Here is a 20,371-nt window from a genome sequence, read left to right as displayed (position 1 = left end):
CAGCCCAACCCCACAGGACCCCCGGATGCCCGACAGGATTCCCGACGACCTGATCGCCCTTATCGACCGTTTCGCGCGCATCGGCGCAACGCCGGGGGGCGGTGTGCGCCGCCTGACCGGCAGCGCCGAAGACGGCGCCGCGCGCGCCCTGTTCGCCGACCTTGCGCAGGCCCGCGGTGCCCGCGTCGCGGTGGACCCCGTGGGCAACATGTTCGCCACCTTTCTAACAGCGCCGGATGCGACAACCACGGTGCTGTGCGGCTCGCATCTGGACAGCCAGCCCACGGGCGGGCGGTTCGACGGCGCGCTCGGGGTGCTGGCGGCGCTGGACGGCGCGGCGGCACTTTTCGCGCAAGGCATTGATGCCGAGCATAATCTGACGGTGGTGAACTGGACCAACGAGGAAGGCGCGCGTTTCCAGCCAAGCCTGACCGGAAGCTCGGTCTTTTGCGGCAAGTACAGCGCCGATTTCGCGCTGGGGCTGACCGACCGTGCGGGCGTGACAATGGGCGACGCGCTGGGGCAGATCGGCTGGCTGGGCACCGGCACACCGGGGCTGACCCCGGTGCACCATCTGGAGCTGCACGTCGAACAGGGCAGCGTTCTGGAAGACAGCGGCGTGCAGATCGGTGCGGTCACCGCATCCTGGGGCGTGCGCAAGCTGACGCTGGCCTTTACCGGCGCGCCGTCGCACACCGGCCCCACCGCGATGCACAAACGGCGCGACGCGCTGCGCGCGGCGGCGCTGGCCATCACCCGCTTTCACGACCGGATGCAGGGCGAAACCGCGCAGCTGCACTGGTCTGCCGCCAGGATCGTCGCCGAACCCGACAGCCCCAACGTCGTCGCCGCGCGCGTCACCGTCTGGTTCGAAATTCGCAACCCCGATCAACAGATCTGCACCGAGGTCGGGGACAGGTTCCTGCGGGCCATCGCTGCGGACATCGACGCGCTTGGCTGCGGCATCGAGGTGGTCACCGACGAGGCCCGCCCCGGAACCGCGCTGGACCCCGCCGGCGTGCGCCTGACGTTGGAGGTCTGCGAAACCCTCGGGCTGCGCGCGACCGAGATGCGCACGATCACCGGCCATGACGCGCTGGCGCTGGCCGCCGTCATGCCCAGCACGCTGGTCTTTGTGCCCAGCGTCGGCGGGCTGAGCCATTGCGAGGACGAACTGACCCTGCCGGACGATCTGCGCAACGGCGGCGCGGTGATCCGCGAAACGCTGCGCCGTCTTGCCTGTCCGGCAGAGGACGCCGCCCGCGCCCGGACCGACAGTGGCTAAGAGGCCGGACAGAGAGTATCGGCCGCGGCTTGCCGTCACAAACCGCCGGGCGGAGCCTGGGACAAGGCGCGGGAGCGCAGGCGCCGCTGGAAAGACCAAAGCCTGACCGCGCGTCTCCGGGGCGTTTGTTCGGTCGGTGGCAGGGTCCCGCCGGATCGTGCCCCGCAGGGGGCCGGACATGTTTCTCCGGCGGCGGGCGGCGGCGCGCATCCGGCTCGATGTCCGGACCAAAGCCGGCCTTCCCAGGTTGCGCCGCCCTTTTCGATATCTGCCCAAGCGGCGATAACGCGCCGACGCAGGGTCATCCCGCGCGCCAGACCATCACCGCGATTGAGCAGCGGCGACGGCGCGGCTATGGACCACAAGCCCCCCCGTCCCGCGATTCGCGCGAACCGGCGCGGGCGGCGCCCTCAGGGCGTGACAGATCTGGCCGCACCGCCCCGTTGACGAATGGACAATCATGAAACGCCTCGATTTTCTGGATGGGCTTCGGGGGTTCTTTGTCCTGACGATGACGCTGTCGCATCTCGTGCTGCAAAACGGGGTCTGGCTGCAACGTCTGCATTTCCGTGAGGTGATGTTCGTCGAAAGCACCCAGGGGTTCGTGTTCGTCTCGGGGCTGATGTTCGGGCTGATGCAGACCAGACGCATGCTGCGCAGCGGCCCCCGCGCCATGCACCGCGCGGTGGCGTCGCGCATGGTCGAGCTGTGGCTCTGGACCGTCGGGCTGATCTTTCTGGGCCTGCTGGCCCGAGACCTTATGCCGGGCGGCGTTCTGGCCTGGCGCAACTGGCTGGGCACCGCGCCGATCGACGATCCCATGCGGATCTTCGCGATCGTCAGCCTGACCTTCCAGCCGACGTTTCTGGACATCCTGCCGATGTACATCCTGTTCATGGCGGTGGCGCCGGTGATGATCCACTGGGTCGTCTCGGGGCGGTGGATGCTGGCCGCCGGGGCGTCGGCACTGATGTGGACGGCATGCCAGATCGACCTGGCCAGCCTGTGGTCGGGCTGGCTGGACGGGGTGCTGGAAGCGCCGGACACGCAGGGGCTGCGACTCGCATTCGATCCGATGGGCTGGCAGGTGCCGTTTATGGCGGGGCTGATTCTGGGGGCGCTCTGGGCCATGGACCGCCTGCGCTGGGATCGCATCTTTGGACCCGGCACACGGGATCTGGCGCTGGTCGCGCTGCTGTTTCTGGCGCTGTTCGTCCCCGTGCGCATCGCTTCGGCGCATGGGGCGATGCCCCGAGACATGTTCGCGGCGTTTCGCCCGCTGGAATATCGCAGCAACTTCGGGCTGGTCTACCTGCTGAATTTCGCCGCCGCCGGGTTCCTGTTTACCTGGATCGCCATTGCCGGGCAAAGCGACCCCCTGCGCGCGGTGCGCGCCCTGTCGCGCGCGATCACATGGGTGTTCACCCGCCCGCTGCTGTGCCTGCTCGGGCGGCACGCTCTGCACGTCTACATCTGGCACGTCGTGCTGGTTTACGCGGTGCGCTATATCGACAACGCATGGGGACCGGGGGGGCAGGGCGTGAACACGGCGCTGGCCCTGGGCAGCATCGCGTTGCTCTGGCTGGTGCCGATCATCCGCGAGAGACCAAAGCGGTAGGGCCGATTGGCACGGTCAGCGGGCACGCCGGGACTGGTGCTGCCCAGATTACATAATGCGCCTTATCCGACGCGCCGCCACGCGAGAATTGATGTGATGGAAGCTCGACCCGATGATCGCTGGCTGTTCATGCGCGCTTCCCGCCTTTGCTATTCTCAACCGTCCCGTCACAACCTGACCGCTAAAGACAATGATGTCGTCTCGATTGCGCGGGCATGTCGGATTTTGCTGTCAGGCAGTTCCGGTGTCCGCTGCCAACCTGGGATGTTTTTGCTGTCGATCAGCGGTGGGCCATCCATCCACCATCGACGTTCCGCGCTGTGCCGGGGATAAGCGCCCGACGAACCCCTCGCGGGCCGCCACTGAACCGGCGGTTTCAATCAGTCTGCCGCCGACGCGCATTTGCAGCATTCGTGCTCCCGGGGGCCGCACCGGATCGGCAGCGTTTCGGGGGGCCGCTATGGGCGGCGGATAATGCCGCTGCGACCGCCCCCCGGTGTACCATCTCTGTCAGACCTGCTAGCGCTGTGGCCGGAGGCGTTTCCTTCGGATGCGCCTGGCCGCGCGCCCTTTCTCTGCCCTGCCTGTCGCGTTACGGAGTTTCCATGACCACCACCGCATCCCCCCATATCGGCGCCACCGACGCACCGGGTTTCTGGCTTGACGATCCGCAGCACCGCGACTGGTTGCGCCAGGATGCGCGGCGGCAGCTGGATTTCTTTCATGCCAGCCTCGGGGCGGACGGCTGGATCGAACAGCTTGACCGCGCCGGCCAGCCCCGGCCAGGCGCCCCGCAAGAGCTGCATGCCGTCACCCGGCTGGTGCATTCCTACGCGCTGGGAAAACAGGTCGGCGACACGCAGGCCGACGCCATGATCGACGCGGGCATGCAGGCGCTTTGGACCCGGCACCGCGACACGATCCATGGCGGCTATCTTTGGGCGGTCGATCGCAGCGGCGTCGTCGATGACGTCAAGCTGGCCTATGGCCATGTCTTCGTGCTGCTGGCCGCGGCCTCGGCAAAGCAGGTGGGCCATCCGGATGCCGACCGTCTGCTGGCCGACATCCGCGACGTGCTCGACACCCGCTACTGGGACGACAAGGCGGGCCTGCTGCGCGATGAATTCGCGCGCGACTGGACGCCGTTTTCCACCTATCGCGGCATGAATGCCAACATGCATGGCGTCGAGGCGCTGCTGACCGCCTACGAGGCGACGGGACAGGCAGAGTTCCTGCACCGCGCCGGACGCATTCTGGATTTTTTCACGGCCCGAATGGCCCCGGCCCACGGCTGGCGTCTGCCGGAACACTATACCCAGGACTGGCGGGTGGATCCGACCTATGCGGGCAACCCGATGTTTCGCCCCGCAGGCACCACACCGGGCCATTCGCTGGAACTTGGCCGCCTTCTGATCCAGCATTGGGATCTGGACGGGCGGCGCGACCAACACGCGCCGTCCCGCGCACGTCGGCTGATCGAACAGGCGCTGGCGGATGCCTGGCGCGAGGATGGCGGGTTTGTCTACACCCTGGACGCCGAAGGCGGACACGCGATCCGCGACCGCTACTGGTGGCCCGTCTGCGAAGGAATCGGTGCGATGGCGGCCCTGATAAAGCTGGATCGCCAGCCCAGTGACGAACAATGGTACCGCCGGCTGTGGCTTCACGCGGCGCTGCGCCATGTCGATGTGCGGCGGGGTGGTTGGTTCCCGGAAATCGACGAAAGCGGCGCGCCCTGTGAAATTCAGTTCACCGGCAAACCCGATATCTACCATTCGCTTCAGGCAGCGCTGTTCCCGCTGGAGCCCGGCCTGTCGCGGATTGCCCCAAAGCGGTTTGACCGAGGCTGAGGCTGGCCCTGTCCCGCTTTCGTGCCGCCCCGGGTGCGCGTTCAGGCCGTCTTTCGTTCGAAGGCAACAGCGCGTTTCCAGCCCGGTGCTGAATGGCGGCGCGGATCCGGGGCCAGGATCACCGCGAGCGATAACCATCCATCACGCGCCCGGACATAGCCGATGCCCACTGCCCGGCGCTGCATCGCGAAACAATGTCACGACAGCGGTCTGCCCATTTCTGGCTTGGTGCATCTGCTGCGCAGTCCCGATCCGGCGATGTCGAACCTGTGGCCACTGTCCGCCGTAGCCTCCCGCGTGGACTTCGATGAACCGAAACCTCATGGCTTTTGGCCCGCAAAGACCTGCGGTGCTTTTTGTGATCTCAGGTAATCCTTCCCGAAAACTGAGAGATGCTGAAGTCGAATTTTGTCGGCGGGATGAACGGGCATATCGCCGGTCTGCTCGTCGGGCTGACGACCGCACAGAAGATCGGGGGGTTGGCCTCTGCCTCCTGCATCTGCGCAACGTCCAGGGTCATGTCTGGAACGACAAGCGCGGTTGCAGCATGACCGCGGTCCGGAGCTGAATCCCAGCATAAGGCCCTGCAAGCGGCGGAGGCGGAAAAAGCCCGTCGAACTGGTGGTTCCGGAGGTCCCCGACGATGCTGGGTCGATGGATTTCAGGGCGGATCGCCTTCGGCCAGCCAATCTTCCCCCAGGACCCGTTCAAGCATCTGCTCGACGCCTTCGCCGCGACGGGTGAAGCGCGGGTCGGTCGCGGCGGTGCGACGTTCAGCATCACGCCGAAGACGCCCCCGGCGTGGTCCGCAACTCCGGCCTTGGCGCGCGGCGGCGCTGGATCCATCATCGACCACCGCCTGAAGGCTTTCCGGAAACCGCGTATCCACAAGAGTTTCTTTCGCGCAGGGGCAGATATTGTCGGTTTTCCTTTTTCTTCCGATTGGCTATCCCAAGGCAACCCCAACCCCGGAAACCCCGATGAAATCCGCCTTTCACCTTGCGCTGCATGTCACCGACCTTGACGAAACCCGCCGGTTCCATGGCGATGTGCTGGGCTGGACCGAGGGGCGGTCGACCGAGACCTCGGCCGCGCGGTTGCAGGGCGGCGGCATTGACTTTGCCATCCCGCCGGTGTTCCGCTTTAACGGCCAACCGGGCGAAGAATGCACCGCGTTTTTCCGCGACCTCTCTGGAAATCCCCCCGAAATCAAGGGCCTTGCCGACACCAGCGGCATCCTTGCAAGCTGACCCAAACAGGAGATACCCCATGGATCTTGGACTGACAGACCGCCGCGCGCTGGTGCTTGCCTCGTCGCGCGGCCTTGGGCGCGGTATCGCCGAAGCCCTTGCCGCCGAAGGCGCGCGTGTGATGCTGACCGGGCGCGACGCCGCCACGCTGGAAGCCGTCGCCGCGCAGATCAACGCCCGCGGCGCGGGGCAGGCGGACTGGATGCAGGTCGATCTGACCGCGCCCGATTTCGCCGCGCGGACGGCCGAACATGTGCGCGACCGATTTGGCGGCGTCGATATTCTGGTCAACAACACCGGCGGGCCAAAGCCCGGCGCGGCGCGCGACATTGATGTCGCGGTGCTGATGGCGCAGGCGCAGGCGATGGTTGCGTCGGTCATCGACCTGACGGGCCGCCTGATCCCCGGCATGTGCGCCCAGGGCTGGGGGCGGGTGCTGACGGTTGCCTCGTCGGGCGTTGAACAGCCCATTCCCAATCTTGCGCTGTCCAACACCCTGCGCGGGGCGCTGGCGGGCTGGAACAAGACCCTGGCGACCGAGGTCGCGGGCGAGGGCGTGACCTGCAACATGCTGCTTCCCGGTCGGATTCACACCGACCGCCTCGATCAGCTGGATGGCGCGGTGGCCGAGACGCAGGGCAAACCGCTGGATGAGGTCCGGGCCGCCTCGCGCCGCGCCATCCCGGCAAAACGCTACGGGCGGGTCGATGAATTCGGCGCGGTCGGCGCCTTTTTGTGCAGCGAACCCGCCGGGTACGTCACCGGCTCCATGGTGCGCTGCGACGGTGGGATGATCAGCAGCGTCTGACGCGCGCCCTGCGGGCCGAACCCGGACCTGCGGCGTCAGCCCGCCGCAAGCACCCGGCGGACCGCCCGGGCAAAGCGGGCCGCGATGCGGTCGCGGTCGGCGTGGCGCCCGTCACGCACCAGATGGCGCCCCGCGACCCAGACGTCGCTGACCGCCCCGTCGCTGCCGAAAATCCAGCGGTCGGCCAGCGCGTCGCCGATGCCCAGCGGATCGCTCAGCCCGACCAGATCCGCCGGAGCTCCCGGGGCGATCGCCGGGGCGGGCGCACCAAGCGCCCGCGCGCCCCCGTCAAGCACGCGGCGGTATAGCTGCGTTCCGGTCGATCCCGCACCGGCCAGCACGTTGCGCGCCCGCGCAGTCAGGCGCTGGCCGTACTCCAGCATCCGCAATTCCTCGGCCAGCCGGATGCGGATGTTGCTGTCCGTGCCGATGCCGAATACGCCGCCTTCGGCCATAAAGGCCGGCGCGGCAAAGATCCCGTCACCGAGGTTGGCCTCGGTCACCGGGCACAGTCCGACCACCGCGCCCGACCCCGCGATCCGCGCGCCCTCGGACGGGGCCAGATGCGTGGCGTGGATCAGGCACCAGCCGGGGCCGACCGCAGCGATGTCGAACAACCGCTCGACGGGGCGGCGACCATAGGCGGCAAGGCAGTCGTCCACCTCTTTCGCCTGCTCGGCAACGTGAATATGCACCTGGCGTCCGGGCAGCGCCTGCGCCAGCGCCGCCAGATCCGACGCATCGGCGGCGCGCAGCGAATGGGGCGCGTAGCCCACCACGTCGCCGGGCCGCGCCATGGCGTCGCAGCGCGCGACCAGCCCGGCAAAGGCATCGGGATCATGCAGGAAGCGCCGCTGCCCCCGGCTTGCGGGCGCGCGCCCGAACCCGCCATGGGCGTAGAACACCGGCAGATGCGTCAGCGCGATGCCTGTCGCTCTGGCAGCGGCAAAGATCCGCGCGGACATCTCGGCCGGGTCGTCATAGGGCGCCCCGTCAGGACGGTGATGCAGGTAGTGAAATTCTCCGACACGCGTGTACCCGGCTTCGAGCATCTCGGCATAGGCCATTTCCGCGATGGCCTGCGCGTCGTCCGGATCGAGGATCAGCGCAAAGCGATACATCATGTCGCGCCATGTCCAAAAGCTGTCCTGCCCCGGTCCACGCGTTTCGGCAAGCCCTGCAAACCCGCGCTGAAAGGCGTGGGAATGCAGGTTCTGGCCGCCGGGCAGAAGCGCATCGACGCCGCCGCCATGCCCCACCCCGACTCCGACCGACGCGATGACCCCGTGCTGCACCGTGACACAAATGTCCTTGGCCCAGCCATCGGGCAAAAGCGCCCGTTTCGCGTGTATCAGCATCGCGCTACCCTTCCCCCTCGCGGTCCGGGCTTTCCGTGCCCGCGATAATATGTATATACTTATAAAGCCGATGAGGAAAGAGAGGACAGATGCAGACGCTCTGGGCAAACGCGCGCGTGATAACCGGGACGCTGGGCGTGGCGCCACATCCGCTGGATGTGCTGACCGAAGACGGACGGATCGCCGACATCGGCGTCGGGCTGCGCGGCGACCGGGTTGTCGATTGCGGCGGGGCGCTGATGACCCCCGGTCTGGTGGACTGCCACACGCATCTGGTGTTCGGCGGCGACCGGGCGCGCGAATTCGAACTGCGGCTCGAAGGCGCGGGTTATGAACAGATCGCGCGCGAGGGTGGCGGCATCGCGTCCACCGTCACCGCAACCCGCGCCCTGTCCGAGGATGACATGGTCGCACAGGCGCTGCCCCGGCTTGATGCGCTGCTGGCCGAAGGTGTGACGACCATCGAAGTCAAATCCGGCTACGGGCTTGAGATCGAAACCGAATTGCGGATGCTGCGCGCCGCCCGCCGCCTGGCGCGTGCGCGGCGCGTGCGGGTGGTCACCACATGGCTTGCCGCCCATGCCCTGCCCGCCGGAACCACCGACCGCGCCGCCTATATCGACGACATCTGCATCGAAGGGTTGAATCGCGCCCATGCCGAAGGGCTGGTCGACGCGGTGGATGCGTTTTGCGAGGGCATCGCCTTTTCCACCGACGAGCTTGAGCCGCTGTTCGACCGCGCCGCCGACCTTGGCCTGCCGGTCAAGCTGCATGCCGAGCAGCTGTCGCGTCAGGGCGGCTGCCGGTTGGCGGCGCGGCATGGGGCGCTGTCGGCCGATCACGTCGAATACGCCGCCGCCTCCGATGCCGCCGCCATGGCGCGCGCGGGCACGGTGGCGGTGCTGCTGCCCGGCGCGTTCTACACGCTGCGCGAAACCCGCCTGCCCCCGGTCGAGGCCTTCCGCGAGGCGGGCGTGCCGATGGCGTTGGCCACCGATTGCAATCCCGGCACGTCTCCCCTGACCTCGCTGTTGCTGACCATGAACATGGGCGCAACGCTGTTTCGCATGACTGTGCCGGAATGCCTGGCAGGGGTGACGAGCGTCGCCGCGCAGGCGCTTGGGCTGGCGGATGTGGGGGTGATCGCGCCCGGCAAGACCGCCGATTTTTGCCTGTGGAACGCAGACAGCGCCGCGCAACTGGTGGCGCGCATCGGCTTCAACCCGTTGAAATATCGTGTCTTTGCCGGAGAAATCGCATGATTCTCAGCCCCGGCGCCGTGACGCTCGACACCCTGCGCGCGGTTTATCGCGATGAGGTGGCGGTCACGCTCGACGCCTCGTCCCTGCCCGGCATAAAAGCCGCGCGCGCCCGCGTGGCCGAGGTCGCCCGACGGGGCGAGGCGGTCTATGGCATCAACACCGGCTTTGGCAAGCTGGCCTCGGTGCGCATCGCGCCGGGCGATGTGGCGACGCTTCAGCGCAACCTGATCCTGTCGCATTGCTGCGGCGTCGGCGCGCCGCTGCCCGCGCCGATCACCCGGCTGGTGATGGCGCTCAAGCTGCTGTCCCTGGGGCGCGGCGCGTCCGGCGTGCGTCCCGAGCTGATCGCGCTGATGGACGCCATGCTGGCCAAAGGCGTGCTGCCGGTGATCCCGGAAAAGGGATCGGTCGGTGCGTCGGGCGACCTTGCGCCGCTCGCCCACATGGCCGCCGCGATGATCGGCGAGGGCGAGGCCTTCCATGACGGCACCCGCCTGCCAGCGGCGCAGGCGCTGGCGCGCGCCGGGCTGACGCCAATCGAACTGGTCGCCAAGGAAGGGCTTGCCCTCATCAACGGCACCCAGGTGTCGACCGCGCTGGCGCTGGCGGGGCTGTTCGCCGCCGAACGCTGTTTTCAGACCTCGTTGGTCACAGGCGCGATGGCAACCGATGCGGCCATGGGATCGACCGCGCCCTTTGCCCCCGACATCCACGCCCTGCGCGGCCAGCCCGGCCAGATCGCCGTGGCGGATGCCTTGCGGGTGCTGCTGGACCGCAGCGCCATCCGCGACAGCCACCTTGCCGGCGATGACCGCGTGCAGGACCCGTACTGCCTGCGCTGCCAGCCGCAGGTCGCCGGCGCCTGCCTCGACCTGCTGCGCCAGGCCGGCCGCACGCTGGAGATCGAGGCAAACGCCGCCACCGACAACCCGCTTGTCCTGTCTGATGGCAGCATCGTGTCAGGCGGCAATTTCCATGCGGAACCGGTGGCCTTTGCCGCCGATATCATCGCGCTGGCGGTGGCCGAAACCGGCGCGATCGCGCAGCGTCGCGTGGCGATGCTGGTCGACCCGGCGATGAATTTCGGCCTGCCCGCGTTCCTGTCGCCCCGGCCGGGGCTGAACTCTGGCCTGATGATCGCCGAGGTCACCACCGCCGCGCTGATGAGCGAGAACAAGCAGCTTGCGCATCCCGCCTCGGTCGATTCGACCCCGACCAGCGCCAACCAGGAAGACCACGTCAGCATGGCCTGCCACGGCGCGCGCCGCCTGCTGCAAATGACCGAAAATCTGGCCCATATCGTTGGAATCGAAGCGATCTGTGCCGCCCAGGGCATCGCCCTGCGCGCGCCGCTGACCACCTCGCCCATGCTCGCGCGGGCCATCGCGCGCCTGCGCGAAGACATCCCCGAACTGGCCGAAGACCGCCTGCTGGCCCCCGACCTTGGCGCCGCCGCGCGCCTTGTCGCGACCGGCGCGCTCAGCGCCCCCTTTGCCCTGCCCGGACTGAAAGGCTGACCCGATGACCGACCCCCGCCACAACCTGCGCGACATCTTTCCGCCCACCGGCCCAAAGCTGACGGCCAAATCATGGCTGACCGAAGCGCCGCTCAGGATGCTGATGAACAACCTGCACCCGGATGTGGCGGAAAACCCGGCAGAGCTGGTGGTGTACGGCGGCATCGGGCGCGCGGCGCGGACGTGGGAGGATTTCGACACCATCGTCGCATCGCTGCGCGATCTGGAAGCCGACGAGACGCTGATCGTGCAATCCGGCAAGCCCATCGCCATCATCCAGACCCATCCCGATGCGCCTCGCGTGCTGATCGCCAACAGCAACCTCGTACCCGAATGGGCCACATGGGAACATTTCAACGAATTGGATAAAAAAGGCCTGATGATGTATGGTCAGATGACCGCCGGGTCGTGGATTTACATCGGCGCGCAGGGCATCGTGCAGGGCACCTATGAAACCTTTGCCGAGGCGGGCCGCCAGCATTACGGCGGCGATCTGACCGGCAAATGGATCCTGACCGGCGGGCTTGGCGGCATGGGCGGCGCGCAGCCTCTGGCCGCGGTGATGGCGGGGGCGTGTTGCCTTGCGGTGGAATGCGACGAGACCCGTGCCGATTTCCGCATCCGCACCCGCTATTGCGACGAGAAAACCCATTCCATCGACGACGCTCTGGCGATGATCGACCGATGGACAAAGGCGGGCGAGGCGAAATCCGTGGCGCTGATCGGCAACGCCGCCGAGGTGTTCCCCGAGCTTCTCGCCCGGATGCAGGCGGGCGGCCAGCTTCCAAACGGGCGCCCCGACATGGTCACCGATCAGACCTCGGCGCATGATCCCTATCGCGGCTATCTGCCTGCCGGCTGGACCGTGGCGCATTGGCGCGAGACGCAGGAAACCGACCCCGATGCCGTTAACCGCGCTGCGCGCGCGGCGATGAAAACCCATGTGGCGGCGATGGTCGGCTTCTGGAACGCGGGCGTGCCGGTGCTGGATTACGGCAACAATATCCGCCAGATGGCCAAGGAAGAAGGGCTGACCGATGCCTTTGCCTTTCCCGGTTTCGTCCCCGCCTATATCCGCCCCCTGTTCTGCAAAGGCATCGGCCCGTTCCGCTGGGCCGCGCTGTCGGGCGACCCCGAGGATATCTACAAGACCGATCAGGCGATGAAAGAGCTGTTCCCCGACAATGCGCATCTGCACCGCTGGCTCGACATGGCGCGCGAACGGATCGCGTTTCAGGGTCTGCCGGCGCGGATCTGCTGGATCGGCCTTGGGGATCGCCACCGCGCCGGGTTGAAGTTCAACGAGATGGTGGCCAGCGGGGAGCTGAGCGCGCCGGTGGTGATCGGGCGCGACCATCTGGATTCCGGCTCGGTCGCGTCGCCCAACCGCGAAACCGAAGCGATGCGCGACGGGTCGGATGCGGTGTCGGACTGGCCGCTGCTGAACGCGCTGGTCAATACCGCAAGCGGTGCGACGTGGGTGTCGATCCACCATGGCGGCGGCGTCGGCATGGGGTTTTCGCAACACGCGGGCGTGGTGATCTGCGCCGACGGCACGCCAGAGGCGGCAAAGCGGCTGAAGCGGGTGCTGTGGAACGATCCCGCTTCGGGCGTCTGGCGCCATGCGGATGCGGGCTACCCCGAGGCAATCGCCTGCGCCCGCGCCAACAAGCTGCGCCTGCCGCGTATCCTGGGCTGACCGCCGGCCACGGGGCGGCCCAAAATTTCTGGCTGAAAATTTCAGGCGACCGTCGCGCCTAGTTTTGCGACGGGGTGAACCGGGCGGTCAGCCGATGCGCGCCGCCGGGATAGGCAAAGCGGGCCTCGGTCACCGGCTCGCCGTTCTTCCAGGTGCGCCGGGTCATCACCAGCAACGGCGTGCCCCCCGCGATGCCGAGATGGGCGGCGGCATCACCGCTGGCCGCCTCGGCGGTGATTTGGTTTTCCGCTTCGGACCACGGCACATGCGCCAGCAGCCAGGCGCCGGGGGGCTCGTCGATGAACGGTTCATCCCCCGCCCCGGGCACCGCATCCAGATAGATCACCCGCTGTTCCAGACAGAAGGGCGCGTCGTCCTTGCGATGCAGGCAGGCGACCGACACGCGCCCGCCCGCCACATCGCGCGACAGGATGTCGTGGGAATACCAGCCGCCCGCGGCCAGCACCTCGTCCTTGACGTTGTGAATTTCCAGCACCGCATTCTGCGACCGCTGCGGCAGCACAACCGATCCGGCGCGGCGGCGGCGCAGCACCAGCCCGGCGCCGGCAAGCTGCGTCATCACCTTGTTCACGGTCATCCGAGAACAGCCGTAAACGCCCGCCAGTTCCAGTTCCGACGGCACGCGGTGTCCGGGCGGCCAGTCGCCCGACAGGATGCGCGTTTCCAGATCCTCGCGGATCTGGTCGTGCAATGATCGTGCGCTGTCCTCACCCATGCGACAGCTCATTTCAGCATGGACGCGCCGCGGTCAAGGTAAGTGTCGAGGAATTGCTCCAGCCGCGGCTCGCGCGGGGCGGCGAAAACCGCCTGCGGGGTGTCGTGAAACAGCAGCCTGCCGCCATCCAGAAACGCGATCCGGTTGCCGACCGATGCGGCAAAACCGATTTCATGCGTGACCACGACCATGGTCATGCCCTCGGACGCAAGCTGGCGCATCACATTCAGCACCTCGCCCGTCAACTCGGGGTCAAGCGCGGATGTGGGCTCGTCGAACAGCATGATCGTCGGGTCCAGCGCCAGAGCGCGCGCGATGGCGACGCGCTGCTGCTGGCCGCCCGAAAGCTGCGCGGGGTAGTGATGCGCGCGCTCCTTCAGGCCGACCTTGTCCAGTTGCGCCATGGCGCGGTCTTCGGCGTCGGAGCGTGACATGCCGCGCACCTTGCGCAGGGCGATGGCGACATTCCCCAGCGCGGTCATATGCGGCCACAGGTTGAACTGCTGGAACACCATGCCGATCCTGGACCGCACGCGGCGCAGCTCGGCCGGGGACTGGCGGCGGCGCTGGGGCCCGTCGGTGAACCCGAGCGGTTCGCCCTCGATATGGATGCTGCCAGAGGTCGCCTGTTCCAGAAACGCCATGCAACGCAGCAGCGTCGACTTGCCCGACCCGGACGGGCCGATCAGGCAGGACACCTTGCCCGCCTCGACCTGCATGGAGATGTCGCGCAGCACCTGCGTTTCGCCGAACTGCTTGGAAACGTGAGATACGTTGATGGCGGGGTCGGTCATGTCAGGCGCTCAATTTCGAAAGGTTGCGTTCGGCGTACCGGCCCAGCCAGTTGGCCAGCTCGACCAGCGCCCAATAGACCAGCGCCAAAATCACCAGAGATTCCACAAAGGCATATTGCTGAGAGCCGATGGCCTGCACGGTCATCGTCAGTTCGGGCACGGTGATCAGCGACAAAAGCGCGGTTTCCTTCAGCAGGATCACCGACATGTTCAGCGCCGGGGGCAGCACCAGCAGCGCCATTTCCGGCAGCAGGATCGCGGTGATGATCTGGTTGCGCGACAGCCCGGCGCATTCGGCGGCCTCGACATGGCCCACGGGGACCGATTGAAACCCGGCGCGAAAGATCTCGGCGTAATAGGCCGCCCCGTAGATTGAAATGCCCAGCAGACCGGCCAGCCACGGGTCCAGCCGCAGCCCGATATAGGGGCCGCCGAAATACAGCAGGAAGATCTGCACCAGAAACGGCGTGCCGCGCAGGATCTCGATCGGCGCGCGCAGGATCACCTCGATGCCCCGGCCCCCGAAACGACGCAGCGTGGCGACGACAAAGCCCAGCACCACGGCGGCAAACGTGCCCCCGACCCAGATCAGGATGGTGACGCCAAGCCCCGACAGGATCTGCGGCAGCTTGGCGAGGATGACGGCGAAATCGAAGCTCATTTGCCGGGCAACCCCGGAAGCGCGTTTTCCGCGCGTTGACCGATGGCGGCGACCACGAGGTTGATCGCCAGATAGATCACCCCGGCGGCCGCAAAGATCGGCAGCGGCCGGTAGGTCGAGGCCGACAGGTTCTGCGCCATCTTGGTCAACTCGATCAGCCCCACAACCGACACCAGCGAGGACGCCTTCAGGATCAGGATCGCCTCGTTCACCAGCGCCGGAAAGGTCATGCGCAGCGCGATGGGGGTGCGGATATAGATGAAACTCTGCATGCGGGTAAACCCGGCCATCTCGGCGGATTCGATCAGACCGGGGGCGACACCCTCGAACCCGCCGCGCAGGTTTTCCGCCTGATAGGCGGCGGTGCACAGCGACAGGCCGATGATCGCGGTGGCAAGGCTGGGCAGGGTGATGCCGATGACGGGCAGCAGGTTGAAGATCAGCAAAAGCTGGACCAGCAGCGGCACCCCCCGGAAAAAGCTGATGAACACCCCCGCCCCGGCATCGGCCACCCGGCTGCCCGACATGCGCAGCCCCGACAGCACGATGGCCATGACGAGTCCCATCAGGATCGACACCGCGCTGACCAGAATCGTCATCAACGACGCCTCCAGCAGCAGTGAAAACAGTTTCCAGGTCATGCGCGGCCTTGGCCTTGGTCAGGCGGGACGGCACGGGGCCGCCCCGCGGCTATCAGATCTTGGGCTCGATGATGTAGTCGGGCATGTCGAAGGTCGTGCCGAACCATTTTTCCTGCAACGTCGCCATGCGGCCGTCGGCCTTCATTGCCAGCAGGATCTCGTCGATCTTGTCCATCAGCGTGGCGTACTCCGGCTCGATCCGGCCCGGATAGCCGAAATAGGCCGGCGTGCCGAAGGCCGGTTTCACGACCTTGAACACTTCGGGGCGCTGCTGGGCGACAAAGGCGATGTTGGGCAGAGAATTGGCCACGGCGACGATGCGTCCCGCGGCGATGTCGGCGTAGCTTTCGTTGAACGACACATATTCGCCGATGCTGGTGGGCGGGGTATCCAGCGTTGCGGCGAATTCCCGCAGCTGAGCCAGCTGCGCGGTGCCGGTCGCGCCACCGACGGGTTTGCCCGCGATGTCTTCGGGGGTTTCGATGTCGCAATCGGCGCAGGCCAGGATCGCCACGGTCGCCTCGGCAATGGGCGACGAAAAGCGGTAACGCTGCATGCGATCGGCGGTGATGGTGGCGGGGCCTGCGACCACATCGAAACGGCCCGCTTCAAGGCCGGGCAGAACGCCGGTCCAGTCAAGGGTGATCCATTCGATCTCGACACCCATGTCCTTGCCGATTTCCTCGAACACATCCAGGTTCAGGCCGGTGTGTTCCCCTGCGTCGATGAAATCGAACGGGGCAAAGGCGGTTTCGGTGCCGACCTTCAGCACGCCCGCGTCCATGACGCGGTCCAGCGCGTCCTGGGCGTTGGCGGCCATGGCCGAAGCAAAGAGGGCCGCGCCGGTGGCGGCGGCGATAAGCTGTCTGCGCATGTCAAACTCCCTGTGCGGCCCTTCGGGGGCCTTGGCTTGCGACGTATCGACCCGGCCATAGGCGCCCCGGTCCATTTGCATATACAATTGAAACGGGGCGCTTTGGACAGCGCGGATGCGTGCTGACACGGGGGATTTGGGCAGGCGACCGGTGTGATTGCCTATTTGCTGTGCAATTCGATCAGCCCGTCACAACCGGGGCGAGCGTGACGCGCCGCCCGCTGTCGGGATCGAACGCCGATGCCCGCGCCGGATCGGTGTACAGCGTCACCGGCTGCCCCCGCCCGACGCGCTGATCGGCGGGAAGGGTGGCGGCGATGGTGCGGGCGCCCAGATCGACCGTCACGATGCGTTCGGGTCCGGTCAGTTCCACCAGATCCACGGTGCCCGACACAGCCATGGCACCCGCCGCCGGCGCCAGCTTCAGCGCCTCGGGGCGCAGGCCGATCAGCAGCGGCGCGGCGGAGGTGCAGGGCAGCACCGCATCGGTCCCGTCCAGCGCAAGCCCCCCCGGCACCGGCGTCGCGGGCAGCATGTTCATCGGCGGCGCGCCCATGAACTCGGCCACGAAGCGCGTGGCGGGCCGGTCGTAGATGTCTTCGGGCGTGCCCAGTTGTTCGATGCGCCCGCCCTGCATCACAGCGATGCGGCTTGCCAGCGTCATCGCCTCGATCTGGTCATGGGTGACGTACACCACCGTGACCCCCAGCGTCTGATGCAGACGCTTCAGCTCGCTGCGCATTTCCATGCGCAGCTTGGCATCCAGATTGCTCAGCGGCTCGTCGAACAGGAACAGCCGGGGCTTGCGGACCAGCGCGCGCCCGATGGCAACCCGCTGACGCTGCCCGCCCGAAAGATCGCCCGGCTTGCGATCCAGCAGGTGGTCGATCTTGAGAACCCGCGCCGTGTCCTGCACCGCTGCCTCGCGCGCCGCCCGTGGCGCGCCGCGCATTTCCAGCCCAAAGCCGATGTTGCGCGCAACGGACAGGTTGGGATACAGGGCATAGCTCTGGAACACCATCGCGATGTCGCGGTCCTTGGGGTGGACGCCGTTCAGGGACCGCCCGTCCAGCACGATGTCGCCCGACGTCGGCGTGCCCAGCCCCGAGATCATGCCGAGCAAGGTGGACTTGCCGCAGCCGGACGCCCCCAGCAGCACCAGAAATTCGCCCTGCTCCAGCGTCAGGTCGATGCCTTTCAGCGTTTGCGTCGTGCCGAAGGATTTGGTGATGCCGCGAATGTCCAGCGTGCTCATGCCGGTGTCTCCTGTCGCAGGTACTGGCGGGGGTGGGTCGATACGGCGCGCGACGCGATGCGGGTGGCCCGCGCCAGCGCCGTCGCCACGTCGCCCTGTGCCAGTTCAGCCAGAAACGCGGCGTTGAAGATGTCGCCCGCGCCGATCGTGTCGATCACCGTCACGGGAGGGGCAGCCGCGCCGTACCGCCGCCCCCGGTGCATCGCGATGGCGCCCAGGGGTCCGCGCTTGATCGCCGCGATGCCGCCGTCGGGCATGTGCGCGGCGAGGGCCTCAAGCGCGGTATCGACATCCGCGGCACCGCTGAGATGCATCGCCTCGATCTCGTTGAGCAGCAGGATTTCGCTGCGCGCGACCCAGGTCAGGGTGGTCAGGCGGGTCGGGGCGCTCCAGCCGTCCAGCGGCCAGCCGGTGTCCAGCGCCACGCCGATGCCGTGGGCGGCGCAGCGGTCGAACAGCGCGTCGTAGCCGGCGGCAAGTCCGGGCGACAGAAAACAGCCGCACAGCAGCAACCGCCCCCCCGCCAACGCGGGCCAGTCGATCTGCCGCTCCACATCTCGCCAGGACAATCCGGGCAGGTGGCCAGCGGTCGTCAGGAACGTGCGCTCGCCGTCCGGGTGCGTCACCCCGACCGACAGCGTGGTGCGCCCCGGCGCGCGGGGCCAGCGCGCGGCCATGTCGCCGAACCCGGCGCGCAGCCAGTCGCCATACATGTCGCTGCCGGTAGAGGCCCCGATCTGGAACGGCACGCCCATCGCCTGCCAGGCCAGCGCCGCATTGCCCGCGGCCCCTCCGATTCGGGTGTCATCCTGCGGGCACAGCGCCTCGGTCCCCGGTTGGGGCCAGGGCGCAAGCGGTCCCAGGATCAGGTCGACGTTGACGTTTCCGACGGTGGCAAGCGGGCGCATCATTCGACCGTCGTGACCTTGGTGCAGCGGATCGGCGTGCCCGCATCCGGCAGGCGCGCGGCGGCGAAATCCACCATGAACCTTTGCGCGGCGGGCAACAGCGCCACCGCGCCCGCAAGACCGCCCGCCTGCGGGCAGGACACCGTGGCAGCGCCGGGGATCGGCGCCAGCCCCGAGGCATCGAACACCACCACCGGCGAGGCGCTGGAGCTTAGCACGAATTGCGCAAGGCTGGTGACATGGCGGGCCGATGCGTCCGCGTCGCGGAACATGATGACCCCCACATCCGCGCCCAGCATTTCCACGGGACCGTGGCGCAACTGCCCGCCTTCCAGCGCAAAGCACGGCAGGCGCGACAGTTCGGTCAGCCCCAGCGCGATGGCCTCGGCCACGCCCTGCGCGGTGCGCCCCGACGCGACAAGGCAACGCGCCATGGCCAGGTGTTGCACCGCCGCGCCGATGTCGGGTACGGGGGCGTCCATCACCGCCAGCACCTCGCCCAGATCCGCGCCCAGTTCGGCCAGCACCGCGGCGTGCAGCGCCAGTGTCACGGTCAGCGAGCGCGTCGCGGCGAATGGCTTTTCCGACCCGCCCGCCCCGATCAGGCAGGGCGCGAGACCGGCCAGCGTCGAGTCGCTCTCCATCGTCAGGGCAAAGGCATCCGCGGGGGCCAGACCTTCGCGGAACCAGCGCAGCACCTCGGCGCTTTCACCGCTTTGCGAGGTGACGATAACGCTGCGCCCGTCCAGCGGCAGCGGCTTGTCCAGCTGTTCGGACAACGGCAGCGCCACCGCGTCGATGCCGAGCGCCCGGTAGCACGGTTCAAGAATGCGCCCCACCGCGTGCGAGCCGCCCATCCCCAGCAGCACCAGCCGCCCGTTGGCGCGGATCGTGTCGGCGATCTGCGCGGCGCGGTCGGCGTTGCCGGCAATGCTGTCGCGGCTGTCGCGCATCTGCCGGGCCATTTCATCGTACAGCGGTTGCAGCTTTTCGGGCGGGGTGGACAGTACAAGCGTCATCCCTTGACACCTCCGTTGGTCAGCCCCGAAATCAGGGCGCGTTGCATGAGCAGGCCAACCGCGACCGGCGGCAGGGCGGCAATCACCCCGGCGGTCGCGATCAGCCCATAGTCGGACACCCGCCCCCCCGCGAGATCCGCGATGGCGACGGACAGCGTCTTGGCGTCCTGGTTGGACGTGAAGAGCAGCCCGTAGAAAAATTCATCCCAGGCCAGCAGAAAGGCGAATATCAGCGCCGTCGCAACCACCGGCAACGCCAGCGGCAGGATGACGATGCGCAGCAACTGCCACAGGTTGGCCCCGTCGATGGCCGCCGCCTGTTCCAGGTCGCGCGGGATCGGGTCGAACCCGGCCTTGAGCAGCCATGTCACGAACGGCGCAAGGATGCTGAGATACACCAGCGCCAGCCCGAAAACGTTGTTCAGCAGGCCCAGTTTCGCCAGGATCAGGTACAGCGGCACCGAAAGCGCCACGGGCGGCAGCATGTAGGTCGCGATGACCGCGCCCAGCGTCCAGCCCAGTTTCGGGTTGCGCGACGCGGCCCAACCCGCCGGGATGCCCACCAGCAGCGCGCCCAGCGTCGCCATGGCCGCCACTTCGATGCTGTTGCGCAGCGATGCCAGAAACGCCGCCCCGGTTTCGGGGGTCAGCAACTGGCGATAGCGCGACAGGTCGATGCTGTCGGGCCACCAGTGCAGCGGCTTGGCCGACAGGTCTGCGGGGGATGAGACGCTCATCACGAACAGCCAGCCCAGCGGCGCCAGCACCGTCAGCGCGACACCCAGCGCGGCGACGTGCACGAAGATCGCGAACCCGAGGGATCGGTGTTCCATGGC

Annotated in this window: 19 protein-coding genes; 8 read left to right on the top strand and 11 right to left on the bottom strand. The window is 67.6% G+C overall.

The annotated features are described in order from the left end of the window. Positions 1 to 25: 25 nt before the first annotated feature. The 3 genes from ATI53_RS06600 (at position 26) to ATI53_RS06590 (ending at position 4,753) form a co-directional block, all read left to right on the top strand. Positions 26 to 1,285 (top strand): allantoate amidohydrolase, encoded by a 1,260-nt coding sequence (locus ATI53_RS06600; RefSeq protein ID WP_009504127.1) that lies wholly within the window; start codon positions 26 to 28, stop codon positions 1,283 to 1,285. Positions 1,286 to 1,745: 460 nt separating this feature from the next. Next, a complete protein-coding gene (opgC, locus tag ATI53_RS06595; protein WP_009504128.1) occupies positions 1,746 to 2,903 on the top strand; it encodes an OpgC domain-containing protein in 1,158 nt (385 codons plus the stop codon). 605 nt (positions 2,904 to 3,508) lie between these two features. Next, positions 3,509 to 4,753 carry an AGE family epimerase/isomerase gene (locus tag ATI53_RS06590; protein ID WP_111549997.1) on the top strand — a complete coding sequence of 415 codons (1,245 nt, stop codon included), beginning with the start codon at positions 3,509 to 3,511 and terminating at the stop codon, positions 4,751 to 4,753. A gap of 661 nt (positions 4,754 to 5,414) precedes the next feature. Here ATI53_RS06590 and ATI53_RS23215 read toward each other — a convergent pair. Next, a complete protein-coding gene (locus ATI53_RS23215; RefSeq protein WP_009504131.1) occupies positions 5,415 to 5,642 on the bottom strand; it encodes a hypothetical protein in 228 nt (75 codons plus the stop codon). Positions 5,643 to 5,670: 28 nt separating this feature from the next. Between ATI53_RS23215 and ATI53_RS06580 the strand changes: the two genes are divergently transcribed. Further along, positions 5,671 to 6,003, top strand: coding sequence for a hypothetical protein (locus ATI53_RS06580; RefSeq protein ID WP_375342729.1), 333 nt, complete (start codon positions 5,671 to 5,673; stop codon positions 6,001 to 6,003). Positions 6,004 to 6,022: 19 nt separating this feature from the next. Continuing rightward, positions 6,023 to 6,811, top strand: coding sequence for an SDR family oxidoreductase (locus ATI53_RS06575; RefSeq protein ID WP_009504133.1), 789 nt, complete (start codon positions 6,023 to 6,025; stop codon positions 6,809 to 6,811). 35 nt (positions 6,812 to 6,846) lie between these two features. Here the strand turns inward: ATI53_RS06575 and ATI53_RS06570 are convergent, their stop codons facing one another. Beyond that, on the bottom strand, positions 6,847 to 8,169 hold the full coding sequence (locus ATI53_RS06570; protein WP_111549996.1) for a formimidoylglutamate deiminase: 1,323 nt from the start codon (positions 8,167 to 8,169) through the stop codon (positions 6,847 to 6,849). An 89-nt stretch (positions 8,170 to 8,258) separates the two neighbouring features. Here ATI53_RS06570 and hutI point away from each other — a divergent pair, with 89 nt between their 5' ends. Genes hutI through hutU form a run of 3 tightly spaced genes read left to right on the top strand, consistent with a single transcriptional unit; the run spans position 8,259 to position 12,647 of the window. Continuing rightward, the gene (gene hutI / locus ATI53_RS06565) at positions 8,259 to 9,431 is read left to right on the top strand and encodes an imidazolonepropionase (RefSeq protein ID WP_009504135.1); all 1,173 of its coding nucleotides are present in this window, start codon (positions 8,259 to 8,261) and stop codon (positions 9,429 to 9,431) included. Next, positions 9,428 to 10,948 carry a histidine ammonia-lyase gene (gene hutH, locus ATI53_RS06560; protein ID WP_111549995.1) on the top strand — a complete coding sequence of 507 codons (1,521 nt, stop codon included), beginning with the start codon at positions 9,428 to 9,430 and terminating at the stop codon, positions 10,946 to 10,948. The genes hutI and hutH overlap by 4 nt, the downstream gene beginning before the upstream one ends. A 4-nt stretch (positions 10,949 to 10,952) precedes the next feature. Continuing rightward, positions 10,953 to 12,647 carry a urocanate hydratase gene (gene hutU / locus ATI53_RS06555; protein ID WP_009504137.1) on the top strand — a complete coding sequence of 565 codons (1,695 nt, stop codon included), beginning with the start codon at positions 10,953 to 10,955 and terminating at the stop codon, positions 12,645 to 12,647. A 58-nt stretch (positions 12,648 to 12,705) separates the two neighbouring features. Here the strand turns inward: hutU and hutC are convergent, their stop codons facing one another. From hutC to ATI53_RS06510, 9 genes are all read right to left on the bottom strand, one after another. Then, the gene (gene hutC / locus ATI53_RS06550; RefSeq protein ID WP_009504138.1) at positions 12,706 to 13,383 is read right to left on the bottom strand and encodes a histidine utilization transcriptional repressor HutC; all 678 of its coding nucleotides are present in this window, start codon (positions 13,381 to 13,383) and stop codon (positions 12,706 to 12,708) included. 8 nt (positions 13,384 to 13,391) lie between these two features. Beyond that, positions 13,392 to 14,177 carry an amino acid ABC transporter ATP-binding protein gene (locus tag ATI53_RS06545; RefSeq protein ID WP_009504139.1) on the bottom strand — a complete coding sequence of 262 codons (786 nt, stop codon included), beginning with the start codon at positions 14,175 to 14,177 and terminating at the stop codon, positions 13,392 to 13,394. 1 nt (position 14,178) lies between these two features. Next, positions 14,179 to 14,838, bottom strand: a complete 660-nt coding sequence (locus tag ATI53_RS06540; RefSeq protein ID WP_009504140.1) for an amino acid ABC transporter permease — start codon at positions 14,836 to 14,838, stop codon at positions 14,179 to 14,181. After that, the gene (locus tag ATI53_RS06535; RefSeq protein ID WP_111549993.1) at positions 14,835 to 15,479 is read right to left on the bottom strand and encodes an amino acid ABC transporter permease; all 645 of its coding nucleotides are present in this window, start codon (positions 15,477 to 15,479) and stop codon (positions 14,835 to 14,837) included. Before ATI53_RS06535 ends, ATI53_RS06540 begins: the two co-directional genes overlap by 4 nt. Positions 15,480 to 15,531: 52 nt before the next feature. Further along, entirely contained in the window at positions 15,532 to 16,353 is an 822-nt protein-coding gene (locus ATI53_RS06530; protein ID WP_111550013.1) for a transporter substrate-binding domain-containing protein, read from the bottom strand. A 181-nt stretch (positions 16,354 to 16,534) separates the two neighbouring features. Next, positions 16,535 to 17,608, bottom strand: coding sequence for an ABC transporter ATP-binding protein (locus tag ATI53_RS06525; RefSeq protein ID WP_111549992.1), 1,074 nt, complete (start codon positions 17,606 to 17,608; stop codon positions 16,535 to 16,537). Then, positions 17,605 to 18,519, bottom strand: coding sequence for a carbohydrate kinase family protein (locus ATI53_RS06520; RefSeq protein ID WP_205912126.1), 915 nt, complete (start codon positions 18,517 to 18,519; stop codon positions 17,605 to 17,607). The genes ATI53_RS06525 and ATI53_RS06520 overlap by 4 nt, the downstream gene beginning before the upstream one ends. Beyond that, complete coding sequence (locus ATI53_RS06515; protein WP_009504799.1) at positions 18,516 to 19,535, bottom strand: SIS domain-containing protein; 1,020 nt, start codon at positions 19,533 to 19,535, stop codon at positions 18,516 to 18,518. Before ATI53_RS06515 ends, ATI53_RS06520 begins: the two co-directional genes overlap by 4 nt. Next, positions 19,532 to 20,368, bottom strand: coding sequence for a carbohydrate ABC transporter permease (locus tag ATI53_RS06510; protein WP_009504798.1), 837 nt, complete (start codon positions 20,366 to 20,368; stop codon positions 19,532 to 19,534). Before ATI53_RS06510 ends, ATI53_RS06515 begins: the two co-directional genes overlap by 4 nt. Between the last annotated feature and the right edge of the window lie 3 nt (positions 20,369 to 20,371).

The sequence above is a fragment of the Salipiger aestuarii genome, assembly GCF_003259905.1.
GTDB lineage: Bacteria > Pseudomonadota > Alphaproteobacteria > Rhodobacterales > Rhodobacteraceae > Salipiger > Salipiger aestuarii.
Note: the sequence above shows the minus strand (reverse complement) of the source record. Positions and strands in the feature narration are given on the sequence as shown.

Coding starts and splice junctions, on each gene's coding strand:
- ATI53_RS06600 (WP_009504127.1), top strand. CDS start 26: ATGCCCGACAGGATTCCCGACGACCTGATCGCCCTTATCGACCGTTTC.
- opgC (WP_009504128.1), top strand. CDS start 1,746: ATGAAACGCCTCGATTTTCTGGATGGGCTTCGGGGGTTCTTTGTCCTG.
- ATI53_RS06590 (WP_111549997.1), top strand. CDS start 3,509: ATGACCACCACCGCATCCCCCCATATCGGCGCCACCGACGCACCGGGT.
- ATI53_RS06575 (WP_009504133.1), top strand. CDS start 6,023: ATGGATCTTGGACTGACAGACCGCCGCGCGCTGGTGCTTGCCTCGTCG.
- ATI53_RS06570 (WP_111549996.1), bottom strand. CDS start 8,169: ATGCTGATACACGCGAAACGGGCGCTTTTGCCCGATGGCTGGGCCAAG.
- hutI (WP_009504135.1), top strand. CDS start 8,259: ATGCAGACGCTCTGGGCAAACGCGCGCGTGATAACCGGGACGCTGGGC.
- hutH (WP_111549995.1), top strand. CDS start 9,428: ATGATTCTCAGCCCCGGCGCCGTGACGCTCGACACCCTGCGCGCGGTT.
- hutU (WP_009504137.1), top strand. CDS start 10,953: ATGACCGACCCCCGCCACAACCTGCGCGACATCTTTCCGCCCACCGGC.
- hutC (WP_009504138.1), bottom strand. CDS start 13,383: ATGGGTGAGGACAGCGCACGATCATTGCACGACCAGATCCGCGAGGAT.
- ATI53_RS06545 (WP_009504139.1), bottom strand. CDS start 14,177: ATGACCGACCCCGCCATCAACGTATCTCACGTTTCCAAGCAGTTCGGC.
- ATI53_RS06540 (WP_009504140.1), bottom strand. CDS start 14,838: ATGAGCTTCGATTTCGCCGTCATCCTCGCCAAGCTGCCGCAGATCCTG.
- ATI53_RS06535 (WP_111549993.1), bottom strand. CDS start 15,479: ATGACCTGGAAACTGTTTTCACTGCTGCTGGAGGCGTCGTTGATGACG.
- ATI53_RS06530 (WP_111550013.1), bottom strand. CDS start 16,353: ATGCGCAGACAGCTTATCGCCGCCGCCACCGGCGCGGCCCTCTTTGCT.
- ATI53_RS06525 (WP_111549992.1), bottom strand. CDS start 17,608: ATGAGCACGCTGGACATTCGCGGCATCACCAAATCCTTCGGCACGACG.
- ATI53_RS06520 (WP_205912126.1), bottom strand. CDS start 18,519: ATGATGCGCCCGCTTGCCACCGTCGGAAACGTCAACGTCGACCTGATC.
- ATI53_RS06515 (WP_009504799.1), bottom strand. CDS start 19,535: ATGACGCTTGTACTGTCCACCCCGCCCGAAAAGCTGCAACCGCTGTAC.
- ATI53_RS06510 (WP_009504798.1), bottom strand. CDS start 20,368: ATGGAACACCGATCCCTCGGGTTCGCGATCTTCGTGCACGTCGCCGCG.